The 13,059-nt window shown below is 44.5% G+C and carries 10 protein-coding genes; all 10 read right to left on the reverse strand.

All coding sequences use genetic code 11. From position 1 onward, the window contains the following. Positions 1 to 982 precede the first annotated feature (982 nt). On the reverse strand, positions 983 to 2,101 hold the full coding sequence (locus V513_RS12505) for an aminotransferase class I/II-fold pyridoxal phosphate-dependent enzyme (RefSeq protein ID WP_099772984.1): 1,119 nt from the start codon (positions 2,099 to 2,101) through the stop codon (positions 983 to 985). A gap of 103 nt (positions 2,102 to 2,204) precedes the next feature. Next, positions 2,205 to 3,479, reverse strand: coding sequence for a histidine kinase dimerization/phospho-acceptor domain-containing protein (locus tag V513_RS12510; RefSeq protein ID WP_099772985.1), 1,275 nt, complete (start codon positions 3,477 to 3,479; stop codon positions 2,205 to 2,207). Further along, positions 3,469 to 4,155: a response regulator transcription factor gene (locus tag V513_RS12515; RefSeq protein ID WP_099772986.1), complete on the reverse strand. Its 687-nt coding sequence runs from the start codon at positions 4,153 to 4,155 to the stop codon at positions 3,469 to 3,471. Before V513_RS12515 ends, V513_RS12510 begins: the two co-directional genes overlap by 11 nt. 6 nt (positions 4,156 to 4,161) lie before the next feature. Next, entirely contained in the window at positions 4,162 to 4,818 is a 657-nt protein-coding gene (locus V513_RS12520) for a hypothetical protein (protein WP_099772987.1), read from the reverse strand. 108 nt (positions 4,819 to 4,926) lie between these two features. Beyond that, on the reverse strand, positions 4,927 to 5,790 hold the full coding sequence (locus tag V513_RS12525) for a DUF4382 domain-containing protein (RefSeq protein WP_099772988.1): 864 nt from the start codon (positions 5,788 to 5,790) through the stop codon (positions 4,927 to 4,929). 613 nt (positions 5,791 to 6,403) lie between these two features. Next, positions 6,404 to 7,597 (reverse strand): FprA family A-type flavoprotein, encoded by a 1,194-nt coding sequence (locus tag V513_RS12530; protein WP_099772989.1) that lies wholly within the window; start codon positions 7,595 to 7,597, stop codon positions 6,404 to 6,406. A gap of 85 nt (positions 7,598 to 7,682) precedes the next feature. Beyond that, positions 7,683 to 8,747, reverse strand: coding sequence for an ABC transporter permease (locus V513_RS12535; RefSeq protein ID WP_099772990.1), 1,065 nt, complete (start codon positions 8,745 to 8,747; stop codon positions 7,683 to 7,685). Then, a complete protein-coding gene (locus V513_RS12540; protein ID WP_099772991.1) occupies positions 8,740 to 9,903 on the reverse strand; it encodes an ABC transporter permease in 1,164 nt (387 codons plus the stop codon). The genes V513_RS12535 and V513_RS12540 overlap by 8 nt, the downstream gene beginning before the upstream one ends. A gap of 9 nt (positions 9,904 to 9,912) precedes the next feature. Further along, the gene (locus V513_RS12545) at positions 9,913 to 10,830 is read right to left on the reverse strand and encodes an ABC transporter ATP-binding protein (RefSeq protein WP_014731945.1); all 918 of its coding nucleotides are present in this window, start codon (positions 10,828 to 10,830) and stop codon (positions 9,913 to 9,915) included. 66 nt (positions 10,831 to 10,896) lie between these two features. Continuing rightward, entirely contained in the window at positions 10,897 to 12,663 is a 1,767-nt protein-coding gene (locus V513_RS12550; RefSeq protein ID WP_099772992.1) for an ATPase, read from the reverse strand. Between the last annotated feature and the right edge of the window lie 396 nt (positions 12,664 to 13,059).

The following is a 13,059-nucleotide window of genomic DNA, read 5'->3' on the forward strand; positions in this document are numbered from 1 at the left end:
GTCATTCTGAACTTGATTCAGAATCTTGTGCTCTGAAAGCCGCTTTGCGCTTGCTAGGAGACGCTGAACGCTGCAAAGAGCCGTCCTTTGTTGGCCGGCCAAGATCGTGGTCCCGTACTTCGTCAAAACCTCGGATCCGTACTTCGATAGGATCGAAACCATCCCGAAACAAGTTCGGGATGACAATGTTGAAACTTCTGAAAGGTCCTGACGGGAATGATAGCCTTGGTTATTCCGAAAAAAACGCCGCATCCCGTCATTCTGAACTTGATTCAGAATCTTGTGCTCTGAAAGCCGCTGTGCGCTTGCTAGGAGACGCTGAACGCTGTGAAAAACCGTCCTTCTCGCCCAAATCGCGGACCCGTTCTTCGTCAAAACCTCGGATCCGTGCATCGATAGGATCGAAACCCAGATCCCGAAACAAGTTTGGGATGACCCTGAACAAGATCCCCAGACAGAACCCCTGAACAGGGGACCCCAAACAGGAGCCCTAAATAAGAGATTTTCAGGGCAGGCTCATTGGGGTAGGCTCCGCAGAATCACAGTCCTACTCCCTTGACGTCATCCTGGTTTGCCTTTGGCCAGGATCTCGATCCATTACGCGAAAAGCGCGAACAGTTAAAAGTTTCAGATCCAAGTTACTAGAATTAAAAGAACTTTATCAGCTGTATCAACTGTCGGTTCCCCGTTTTCCGCGAAGCCTAGTGGATAGATTGAAAGAGCAAGAACGGCTGGATGGCTCTAAGAGGTCATCTCTCCGTTCGGCGATCAGAGTTTCATCTGGAATCATAGGGGAAAGAAAAAAGACGCTCCGAAAGCGTCTTTAATAATTATTTTACCACGAGAAATTGTTAAAGTCAACCTGTCTAGCTGTTGCCGGCAGATTAAGGAATCTCGCCCGAGAATCTGCAATCCCTTTGGCTTTGTCGAACTGATCTATTATTCACACGTAGACGACAGTGGCCGCTTAAATGAATAATCATTAATCAAATGATTCCAGAAACTCATCCAGCCGGTCCAACCCTTCAGCGAAGCTCTTTCGGCCGAATCCCATCCTGAAGTAGCTGCCTTCGTAATCATACATCGATCCAGGAAGAAGCAGAACTCCGGAATTGTCAAGGAGCTCGGAGCAGAAGCGATCAACGTCTCCTCGGAGAAACCCTACAAAGGCAATTGGCCCGGCCTTAGGTCTTGATACACTAAACAATGAAGAATACTTGCCGAAGAAGCGTTCCGCATATTCCCAGTTCTGACAGACAATCTCCCTATTTCTTTTAAGAAGTTTATCGCCAACTTGAAGGGCCTTCTTCGCGAGGTATTCAGACGGTGCGCTGTTGCAGATCGTAGTGTAGTGCTTGAATCTGGTCATTGATTCCAGGACACTTTTGTTGTGAGATACTACCCAGCCGATTCTCAAGCCAGCCAATCCGTAGGATTTTGACATCACGCCAAGTGCAAGGGAGTTGTCGGAGATATCTGCAAAGGACTTCTGTTTTTCTATAGATTGATCAAGCTCAAGCCCTCTGTAGACCTCGTCGGAGAAAACGAAAATCCCCCTTTCTTCTGTAACGGAAGCGATCTTCGCCAGATCTCTGTTAGAAACAAGGTATCCGGTCGGGTTATTAGGATTGTTTATCACAACCAGTTTAGTTTCTGGGCGAACAAGATCCTTCAGTTCATCTACATCAAAACTCCATTCTTCCCCAATTCTTCTCAGTTCCCAGCGGGTCACTTCACATCCGATTGCGTTGGCAACTTCGTACAGTGACTGATAAACTGGAAACTGGCAGATCACATGGTCGCCTTTCTGAAGGAAAACATTCATGAAGTTGAAGATCGCCTCTTCCGCCCCGGAATGAACAAGAACATCCTCTTCTCCAACAGTCGAGTACAGGCGGGAGATCTCCTTTCTCAATATCGGATGGCCCGAAACTTCAGTGTATCCAAGCCATGTATCGAGAAACTCGGACGAGCTCTCCCCTGCCATTTGCAGCAATTCTTTAATTGTCATGGCTTCGCAGTCCGACTGTGCAAGAAGATAAGGCGCACTAAACTCATGCTTTCCAAAATAGACTTCCAGTTTGAAATCATTAAGCTTCATTCTCTACCTCCTACACCATTCGATGAGCATTTCTAAGAAATCCATATAGGCGACTACGGCGCGACAGAATGCTACAATCAAAATGTAAGTTTAGGCTAAATCTTCACTCTTCGAAGGGAAAATTAATCACGAAGATATTCTTTCCATCCAGATGAGTGTAATCAAGCTTCAAACCATGCGCCCTGAGGATTGACCTGACCACCCGAAGGCCCAGTCCGTACCCCTTAATTTGCTTGGCCTCCTCGAGTTCTTCGCTTCCAACGAAATCGATAGCTTTTCCCGTGTTCGAAATCGAGAGAAAGGAACCATGTTCATCGGAAATCAGTTTGACCTCTACTGATCCGTCGGTTGTGTATCTGCAGGCGTTGTCGAGCAGATTGATGATCACATGCTCCAGCATGTAGCCGGAAGCTCTAATCACTATATCTGGAGCAATATCGATTTCCAGATCTTTATCGGAATGAATCATTAAAATCTTTTCAACTGTCTGGAGCAAGAGCTGAGAGAGATCAATAAGATTTTTCTCGATCGGCAATGAACTCTCAGTGCGGGATAGAAGCAGATAATCTTCAGACAATCGGATGAGTTTATCAACTTCTCCCAAAGTCGATTTCAATGCTTCGCGCATTGTCTCTTCAGAAAAATCCTTGGTAAGAGAGAGTTGTAGATTTGTTTTCATTACTGCTAGCGGTGTACGCAACTCGTGGGCAATCTTAGATGACATCTGCTTCGCATCTTCTATCAACTGTTCGATTCTGATCAGTGATTTGTTGATCTCACGTTCAAGTTTTGAAACTTCTTCGCCGGTCTTCCTAAGCTCGACTCGAGAGTTCTTCAGACCACTCCTGCTGATTCGCTCTAGCTGATTTCCTGCCTCTTCAAAAGGGTTTATGAGTTTTCTGGTGAACACCATTCCGAGTACGCTAACAATCAGAAGGGTCAGAAGAGAGAAGATTACGATCGTCACAAAAACAAATCTGAGATATTTCTGAGACTCATCCAAATCGTAGAAAGTCACGAACTTTTCTTCCTTTCCTTCAATTATCTCAAATGAAGATCTAAATCGGTAATCTCCTTTAGTTCCGCTTCCGGTTACTGCCTTAAAAAACTCCGGTTCGGCACGGAAACTGGCAATCGGAACTTCATCAGTGTAAATGGCAAACCCCAGATCTTCATCCCCGGCAAGAGTCAACAGTCTGTTCTCCTCGCCTGCGTATTTGTAAGTATTGACAATGTCATTGTGGAAGGAAATTAAGAGATTGTCTATTCTGCGCATCTCGAGATTTTTAAGAACGAAGAAAACGGTCAGTCCAAGCGAAACGACTATACTACCATAAGTAAAGAGGTACAGTAGAGTGATTTTCGACTTAACCGTCATCCCGCATTCTCCTCAACCCATACCCCTTTCCCGGTACCGTCTGTATAATATCTAGAATTCCTGCAGCCTCTAGCTTCCTTCTGATGTATCGAATGTAAACGTCGACAATATTGCTCCGAGACTCGAATCCAGTTTCCCAGATCTTGTCTGTAATTTCCTCTCTGCTAAAGACCGTTCCGGGATTCCTTAAAAAAAGCTCTAGGATCGAGGATTCTCTGGAAGTAAGCGACAGTTCCTTCTTCGAACAACTAAAAACACCGCTCCTTGAATCGTATGTCAACGGCCCATATCGAATTACAGGCTCACTTCTAAGTTGGTTCCGCCTGATAAGCGCTCTGACTCTTGCCTCAAGCTCTCTCAGGTCGAATGGTTTCGGCAAGTAATCATCCGCTCCTATCTTGAGACCCTCGATCCTGCTGTCAATTTCCCCAAGGGCAGTGATGATGATTATTGGTACGTCGGAGCCGATCTCTTCTCTGAGAAAGCGGCAGAATTCATATCCGCCCATTCCGGGTAAGATCACATCAAGAATTATGCAATCATAGTTTCTCTCAAGCGCTAGATCCAGCCCATCTTCTGCATCCTGCGCAGTATCTACAAGGAATCCTTTGCGTTCGAGGAAAGCAGCCACATTCTCAAGAAGCTTTTTCTCATCTTCAACTACCAGTAACTTCATAGGACATCATTTCTTTCCGTTTTCTTTTCCCGGAGGTGTATTTGGCGGACCTGGATCATCAGGCTTTCCAGGATCTTCCGGTTTTCCGGGATCTTCTGGTTTACCCGGCTTTTCGGAAGGATGCTGATTTTCCCTTACCTCCTCAGATCTCTGCAACCCCTTGTTTATCTCTTCCAGTGCTTCCTCATTTGACTTTATACTAAGAGTAGAGGCAAAACTGCTTGCGAGCCTGAAGGTCCTAGTCCCGGTCACAACATGCCAGAAGTAAGAATTCTCTTCCTGCACCAGGAAGATGCCAAATACATTCTCTCTTGTCTGAACAGATACGAGAGAAAGCGCATCTATGATTCCAACTTTCAAAGTGGTACCCGATCCAGTGATCTCATAAATCTCATAAATCTCACCGGTTTCCGAAAGCGTGACAAAATGGGAATCGGTAATGACTCTTACCGACCCTTCGGGTAGAAGAAAAACCGCTTGAATCTCTCCTGGAACCTTTTCTTGGACACTCTGAATCAGAGAGATATCAACCGCCATATTCAGGGCCTTCCCCTCGACTAGATAATCCAGCAAAGATCTCTCGCCCTCAATTAGTACGTTAGAAAGAATCTTGGAGGAGAAAAAGAGAGATATTATTATCAAGATCCAGACGATTTTCTTCATGTAACCTCCATATGCTCATCTTTTTCGAGAAACTCTGCGCGTTGCACCTTGCCACGCTAGTGAAGAAGAAGGGCTCTTATGTCATCTCAAGAGCAGCGTCAACAGAACCTATTTCTCCACAAGAACAATTGTACCAAGATCTACGTCTCTATCCACCACTGTCACAAACAAAGGCTGATATCTGGACTCGCTCTCGTCAATCGAAAAACCTTCATCTGTGTAATTGTCGAAGAACTCTATCCTGTAATCTCCCGAAACGACTTTGCAGAACCTGAATTCTCCCTGATCCCAAATTGGATTGTCCTCATGGGTAAACGTTGTAAGTGCCTCGCCTCCATTCTCAGGAAAGAGCGCTACGAGAAGAGGGTAAATGCTTGAAGAGGCAACTCCGGTTACGTCAAAAAGGCTGCCGTGGCGCACATGAAGGACAGGAGTCATATGGACCTTGTCTTTGCGAGAATTGATACCTCCGTTGTCCTCTTCAATCTTGAGATCTTCCCAACGTCCATTTATGATCAGGGACTTAGATAAGTCGAAATCAAGCACAATTGTTGTAGTTGCGTTCTCATCAATCGTCAAATCGAGATCGTTTATCTTTAGCGACCCTGAGTTGACAGTAACAGGGAAGATCTCACCATTGGCAGTCAAAGTCGCGGCTCCGACCTCCATTCTCAACTGGTTGTAGATGCCTGAGACGCTGCTTGTATTGGGCAATTCGTACGTTGCTCCGACCAGAGTGACGATATCCACTTCGAAAGGCGTATCTGAAATAACAACCGGCTGATCTTCATCTCCGTAAAGTGAAATACTCTCAATCCTTACCATCAAGGAATCGATGTCCTCTACGGGAATTACTGCATCGGTAAGAAAGACTCTTACAGTACCTATGTCAGGTTCCTGTGAGGGGAACTCCATGCACCCGGCAAAGAAAAGTGTAATCAATAGTATGATGGACAATGAAAGCTTTTTCATAATTCACAACCTCCCTCTACTTTTTCGATCATCGTAGTTTAACCCGCATCCAATTAAAGAGAGATTAAACAGACAGCCAACTTCGTTGCTATCATCATTCATCGTTGAGTAGAAGCTTACAAGGAGATAATTATCCGTAATAGTTTCTACTGCTAAATTCCTTATAATGGGAAGCGGCGAGTTCATTTGAGTTAGTCTGTAAGCAGTACATCATCTGGAGATTTGAATGCCAAATGAGCCCGACTGGTATTGCCAATGTTTCCAGGGATAGAGATTAAAAGAAGATCCGAGAAATTCTCCTCAAAAGATTCGACTTCGTAAATCTAGATTTTCGACCGTCCGGCTTCATTTGTGATTGATAACCAAAGAACTTCAGAGCAATAAATGTGAAGACCGAAGGGAAAATATCTCGGTTTGGGTCAAAAATGCGACAAATAACAGTAACAGCTCAGAAGAAAAGAAAGAGCCTCTGCAATTCAGGAGGCTCCAAACTGAATGTTATCGTCGGCTTCGACGAATATTCTTCACTAAAAAGGATCGTCTTGTGTAGCAAAATGAGATTGACCGCGAGATCTCCTGAGCCGGTTAACTGATAACTGCAAATCCACTCGATCTACTTCTTTATTGCGGAAGCCATGTTCAAACCAAGTTCGACACACTTCTCCAAATCCTCCTGTGTCGGACAGCTCTTCGCCTCAATCACCGGGCCGACCTGATCGCATTTTGATTTCGAAGCGAACTCTTGAAGCTCCTTGAGAGCTCCTCCGCTCCATGTATAAGATCCAAATACGCCGATCTTTCTGTTCTTCATCATCCGGTTCTCTATCGCACTAACCAGTTGTTTCATCGGAGGGAAGAGCTCCATATTGTATGTGCAGCTTCCCAATACGAGACCTCTAAATCTCCAGATATCTCTAATTATGAAAGATATATGTGTGGTAGAGATATTGTGGACCCTGATCTTATCTACGCCCCCCTTGACCAATCCGGATGCTACCGCCTCCATCATCTTCTGGGTGTTTCCATACATCGAACCGTAAACAAGAACTACTCCCTCTTCGGTTTCCTCTTTGCTCCAGCGATCGTAAAGCTCTATAATTCTTGAAGGATTTTTCCTCCAGACAGGTCCGTGAGTTGCGCAGACGACTTTTATATCTACATTTTTAAGCTTTTCGAATGCCTTCTGGACCATCGAACTGTATCTTCCAACGATGTTGGAAAAATATCTAAGAACCTCATCCTCAAAGTAGTCCACATCGACTTCATCATCGAAGATTCCTCCGTTGAGGGCTCCGAAACCCCCAAATGCATCTCCCGAGAAAAGTAGTCCAGTTGTCTTCTCAAAAGTCATCATTGTCTCGGGCCAGTGAACCATAGGAGTCATATGAAACTGGAGTGTCTTTGAACCTATCTCAAGCTCATCACTATCTTTCACGGTTACAACGTTGTCAGTCACTCCGTAAAAAGCATCCAACATTCCCTTTGTCTTTTCGTTCCCGATTATCTTTATCTCTGGAAAGGCTTCCCTCAGAACTTTTATCGATCCAGAGTGATCTGGCTCCATATGGTTGACCACAAGATAGTCAACCTTTCTTCCTTCGGGAAGAAGCGACCTGATCTTGTCGAGAAAATCTGAGAAGAACGGACCTTTAACCGTGTCGATAAGGACAACCTTGTCGTCTATCAGAATGTATGAGTTGTAAGATACTCCTCTTGGAAGCGGCCAAAGCGCTTCGAAGAGGTTAGTCTCAAAATCGTTAACTCCTATCCAGTAGATCCCTTCAGCAATTCTTACTGTATCACTCACTCAAAAAGCCTCCCTTCTGTTACTCTAAATCATGTATTCATCCCTATTTTCTTCCTACAGAAAACACAGATACTCGCTATCAAACCTAAGAAGCGCTAAGATAACGCTTCCCGGTGAAATACAACAGTACAACACCACTTAGAAAAAGCACAAGATTGGTAATAACGAAATATGAAGTTGACACAAATTCAATTCCAAGTGAATGCCTAATCAGCTCGGCCACATATTTTACTGGAAGGAACATGGATATTACTCTCAAATAGTCGGGCAAGAAAGAGAGTGGGAAATAGATTCCCGCAAGGAAAACCATGATCACCATCAATATACTCGCGGCGGTATCGGCAGTCTCTGGATTTCTGAACAACAATGTGAGAAACAGACCAAGTGCCATCATTCCAAGAGTCGAGGACAGAATCGATACTAGAAACGGAAGCCAGTCTATTTGAAAAGTAGTTCTGAACAACAGTCTGCTGACAACCAAGATGAGAACTATGGAAACCAGACTTACAAGAAATCTAGTAAGGGTGCTGCCAAGGACAAAAGTGAAGGGCCTAAGAGGAGTAATTTTGAATCTATCGAGGACTCCCCTCTTACGGTATCTCCCAAAAACACTAATCACAGAAAACATCCCTGCCGAAAGAAGTGAGATGGCTATTACTCCTGACATTGTATAATCTGCGTCTGTTGCGCGAATTCTACCGGCTGTTTCGGGAATATTCTCCACGACTATGAAAGACCTGGCGTTGTTGATTTCCTTTTCCACTGCGGCCGAAATGCTTGCTCGAGCCATTTCGATAGTGCTTTGCTGCTCTAGATTACCTTCCTGATGAAGATAGGTGATCTTCTCCCCGTTGAATATCATACCGAGAAGAATGTCTCCATTCTTGACAGCTTCCCCGATATCCGTTTCCCCGTCGTACAGACGCAGATTCCAGGCTCCGCTTTCCTCAATAACCGCGGAAATATCGTATGGTCCCGTCTGATACAGACCAACTGAAACCTTTTGATAACTCTCGGACCCCCCGAAGAAGAATCCGAACAGAAGGAGAAATATCATCGGGAAGAAGAGTGTAAAGAAGATTTCCAATCTGTTCCTGAAAGCTTCCTTTGCAAAGGCAATGAATACCGGTTTAAGACTGTTCCTACTCATAGCCCATCACCTTCTTAAAGTTGATTACGAAAATTACGGTCGAAAAGGCTGTCCAAATGATTGGCACTAAGATCAGCCAGAACAAAGAAACCGGTGCAAACTGATATCCCATTACCCTTCTGCTCAGTTCGACAAGATAGGTTGTTGGTAGAGCGTACACCAACCAGCGAATTCCCCACGGGAGATCAAAGACGGGAAAGTAAAGACCACCAAGGAACATCATCAGCTGATATAAAGTCTGCCCAAGAACTGTCACAGTGGAGAGCTTCTTGGAGAAAGATGCGATCATCAGTCCGAAGGAAATCGTTACCACCATTGAGAAGAGAAGTGTAAGAATGAATCTGATATCCAGTATTGGACCTCGCACATTGTATACAAAAGTCGCAATTAAATACAGTAAGGTCAAAGAGATCAGCATCGTGAAAATCAGCTTGGCGAAGTGACCCGCGAAGTATTCGAAGGGTTTCAAAGGCGTTGTGTAGAGCTTCTTGTTGACACCCGATACCCTGTATTGGATCAGTCCTATTGGACTGTTGAAAAGAGCTACCGAGAGGATCATCATCAAGGCTACTCCCGGAAAGATGTATTCCCTGTAGTCGAAAGGTTTTTCTTCTCTCGCCGAAACGGTTTTCGCCTCAGTAACAACGTCGACATACTCTCCGCCACTTTGACGTCTTATCTCCAGATTCACTTCGTTTATTATTTCAGAGAGGACATTAGAAGCAATGGAAGACGAATCCTTTCCGCTGACATAATGAACCCGCAGAGCGACTTCTCCAGTCTGAACAACAGCGGCGCTTGCAATTTTTGCGCTGGTCCCTTCTGGAATGACAAGAACGATATCCTGCTTACCTTCCTTGAGATCAATCAACGCCTCATCTATTGATCCATACTCCTTTTTGACAAAGGGCCCATTCTCGGAGGAAATATCTTCTATAACTTCGTCGAGGATCATTCCAAGACCTGAAAGGGATTCCTCCCTGACGATTCCTACTCTGAAACTTATCCCCTGAGTATCATCTCCATAGAGAGAACCAAACACGGAAGTCAAAATGAAATAGAGAATCAGAGGAAATATGAAACTCCAGAACATAACCTGAAACTCTCTTATTTCACTTTTGAAAAGGCCTGAAGTGAAATTCCATATCCTGCTCATGGAATCACCTCAGTCTCTCAGTTTTTTGCCCGTGAGCGTTATGAATACATCTTCAAGGTTGGGTTTTCTAATCGTTACATCATCCAGAAGCAAGTCGAATCTCTTGGATCTCTCGAATAGCCTTCCAAGAGTTCTCTCCACATCCCTTGTCGTTACCGAATACTCGCGGTTCTCTGTGTGTTGAAGACCTTCAATCTCAAGGAACTCATTTGGAATAGGACCATCTCCCCGCACACTAAACGTGACTATGTTCTCCACTTCTATAGAATCTATTAACTCAAAGAGCGTTCCCCTGGCGATGATTTTGCCCTGATCCATTATCATAATCCTGTCTGCCAATCTCTCGGCCTCTTCCATGTAGTGGGTAGTGAGAATTATCGTTTTCCCACGCTGTTTGAGGACCGAAATCGTTTCCCATAACATTCTTCTCGCTTGAGGATCGAGACCGGTCGTAGGTTCATCCAAAAACACCACTCTAGGATCGTTGACCAGTGCTACCGCAACTGCCAATCGCTGAAGCTGGCCTCCAGAGAGATTCTTGGTGTACGTCTTCTCTTTGTCCTGCAAAGAGACTTCTCTTATCAAATCCTTGGAAGGAATGCTTTTCCTGTAAAGACCTCTGAAGAGATCTAGAGTCTCCTTCACGGAAAGATACTCAAAGAAACTCGAAGACTGGAGCTGAACTCCAATTTCCTCCTTCACTCTATCACTTGAAGGAGGAAGTCTTTCTTCGAAGTATTCTATGGTTCCATGATCTGGCTTTCTCAATCCTTCCAGCATCTCGACTGTTGTGGTTTTTCCTGCTCCGTTCGGTCCAAGAATGGCGAGTACTTCGCCTTCTCTCAGATCGAATTCGATTCCATCAACTGCTTTAGTTTCACCGTAATACTTCTTCAAATCCTTCACTTCAACTACAGTCCTGGGCAACTCTACCACCCCTCATTTGTAAACTCTCAATCACGAAAAAGTATTGTATTTCATGTTTTCACCAGATCAGCTCTGTTCGTCTATTGCTTTGAGTAATGCCTTAGCAGCCATTAATGGCCCTTCCATTTCATATCCGGGGATCCCTAGCCTGGTCCTAACTTCTCCGACCCTTACTCCTGAATCTATCATAGCTTTTAGATAGCGATCTGCTATCACTTCATGTCTTTCTCTCCGTTGAATCGCGCCAAATGGGTTTGCAAAATAGCTGTAAGTGAGTCCTTTCTCGGTGGTCGTCCCTTTAGCCATTCTTGCACCATTCGAAAATACCGCTGCCGCTTCCTCAGCGTCTTTAAAGATTCTTAGATCGCTATCTTTGTCTTCGTCGTAATTGTTTGCATACAGAAAGTAGTCAACTTTCGTGGGCTTGATGATGTCGGTGTAGTTTGAGTACGGAACGATTACCCGGGCATTGATCTCGTTGGGATTCATGAAGATACTACGGTCCATAGTAGAGTACGCATACCCGGGTTGAAGATCATCTAGGCGAACAAAGGCTCCCGTTTCTGTACCGTAGGCAATCACAGAACCCGAAGAGGTAATATCTAAAGATCCCATGTCGTCAATCAATATGTTGACTTCAGAAACTTCGGCATGAAGTCTATTCAGTGCGTCGAGAGTCTCTGATTTACCTGCTCCGCTATCTCCGATAAGCATTACGTTGGCCTTTTTCCCATTCCTAAGCTTTATGTGTGCAAGGGCCCCGTGAACTGGCAGTCTCCCTTCGTCGATAACAAGAAGATTATGAATAGTGAGGATCATCTTTTTCATATACCCGAAGTAGTCTATAGAAGGATCGTCTCCCACTATTCCAATGTAGGTGCCGTCGTCCTCCCTGTATATGACTCCGTTGAAGTCTTCTTTCTTTTCGAAGAATGAGTTGTCTATCCCTAAAATATATATTCCATCGGGCTTCTTGTTTTTTACGATATCAAAACTGGCCAACTCGAAGAGATTTCCGAGCCCGGCCGCAAGAGAAAGATACTCCTTATTCACAACAACGTCGATTAGTTTCGAACCTACGTGAATTGGAAAGAGAAACCAATCGTTTGATGACGGGATATTCAATTTGCTTAGAATTGGTTTGTCACGGACTTCGAAAAGCCCATGCCTCTTATTGGACCTTGTGTAAAATATGACCGGGGGTTCGAAGACAATGCTCCAAACACAGGCCATTCCGTACAACCAGTCTGCTCCGGGGACCCTAGCTCTTTTATCTACCTCGGGGTTGTCTACGATGAAACCCACCTGGGCTCCGCCGGGCTCCTGTCTGAGAATCTTGAGCCTGATGTCCGATACATTTATCAGAATCTGCCTGTAGAGGCTCAGTACCAGGCTCTTTAGATCAGTGTTAGTTCTTACGAGGACCATCTGCTTGAAGATCCTGTCAAATCTGTTTGGCGTGTATTCGTCTCTCTTGACTATGAACCTGTGCTTGTTTCTCCACAGGGAAAACAGGCTTTCAACAAACCTCACAAGGAGCTCCCTTTTGTTGCTCATTTTGGGAAACGAATAGTAGGATGAGCCGTCGATTTTCTCAATAGGATCTATCGTCAACGCAAGAAGAAGCTCGACGATACCGTCGATATCGTATTTTCTTGAAGTCTCCATCGTGTCTGTATTTCTTAAGAAGGGTTCGAAAAGAGACAAAAGCGAATTCTTCTTTTCTTCGGAGTCATTGATCAGCTCGGCAAGAATTTCCCTGAAGGTGACACTGTTAAATATCTGGGAGGGAGCATTGTAAGCCACCTCACCATTGATTAAAATACTTCTCATAAATGTTTACCTCCTCGATCCGACATAAACATATTATACTTGCAGGCAATGCAATTTCCTCCGCGACCGTGTAATCCGCACTAATCCCATGTTTATTTGATCTAGCTTTTTTCGGAAGAATTTCAAAGGAATCAATCATCTATCCACTCAGAAAAACGAGCAATACTTAGTTATCTCATAAAGCATGCTCCAAAAAATACGAAGAGAATTTTCGCCAGAATAGCTGTTAGAACACTTGGTGCAACTAGCTGATAACGGTGCTAGAATTGACATAGTGCGGCCTGGAGCTGCCAAAAAAAAAGAGGTGTCCAGAATGGCGGACAAGAAGAAAGAAGCAAAGAAAGAAGTAAAGAAAGAAAAGAAAGAAACACCGAAGAAGTAAAACCTATCAGTCCT

It is taken from the genome of Mesotoga sp. H07.pep.5.3, from assembly GCF_002752615.1.
In the GTDB taxonomy this organism is placed as follows: domain Bacteria; phylum Thermotogota; class Thermotogae; order Petrotogales; family Kosmotogaceae; genus Mesotoga; species Mesotoga prima.

What these genes read in the sequence shown, in the direction of transcription:
- V513_RS12520 (WP_099772987.1), bottom strand. Translation starts at nt 4,818, where the DNA reads ATGAAGAAAATCGTCTGGATCTTGATAATAATATCTCTCTTTTTCTCC.
- V513_RS12525 (WP_099772988.1), bottom strand. Translation starts at nt 5,790, where the DNA reads ATGAAAAAGCTTTCATTGTCCATCATACTATTGATTACACTTTTCTTT.
- V513_RS12510 (WP_099772985.1), bottom strand. Translation starts at nt 3,479, where the DNA reads ATGACGGTTAAGTCGAAAATCACTCTACTGTACCTCTTTACTTATGGT.
- V513_RS12550 (WP_099772992.1), bottom strand. Translation starts at nt 12,663, where the DNA reads ATGAGAAGTATTTTAATCAATGGTGAGGTGGCTTACAATGCTCCCTCC.
- V513_RS12540 (WP_099772991.1), bottom strand. Translation starts at nt 9,903, where the DNA reads ATGAGCAGGATATGGAATTTCACTTCAGGCCTTTTCAAAAGTGAAATA.
- V513_RS12535 (WP_099772990.1), bottom strand. Translation starts at nt 8,747, where the DNA reads ATGAGTAGGAACAGTCTTAAACCGGTATTCATTGCCTTTGCAAAGGAA.
- V513_RS12515 (WP_099772986.1), bottom strand. Translation starts at nt 4,155, where the DNA reads ATGAAGTTACTGGTAGTTGAAGATGAGAAAAAGCTTCTTGAGAATGTG.
- V513_RS12505 (WP_099772984.1), bottom strand. Translation starts at nt 2,101, where the DNA reads ATGAAGCTTAATGATTTCAAACTGGAAGTCTATTTTGGAAAGCATGAG.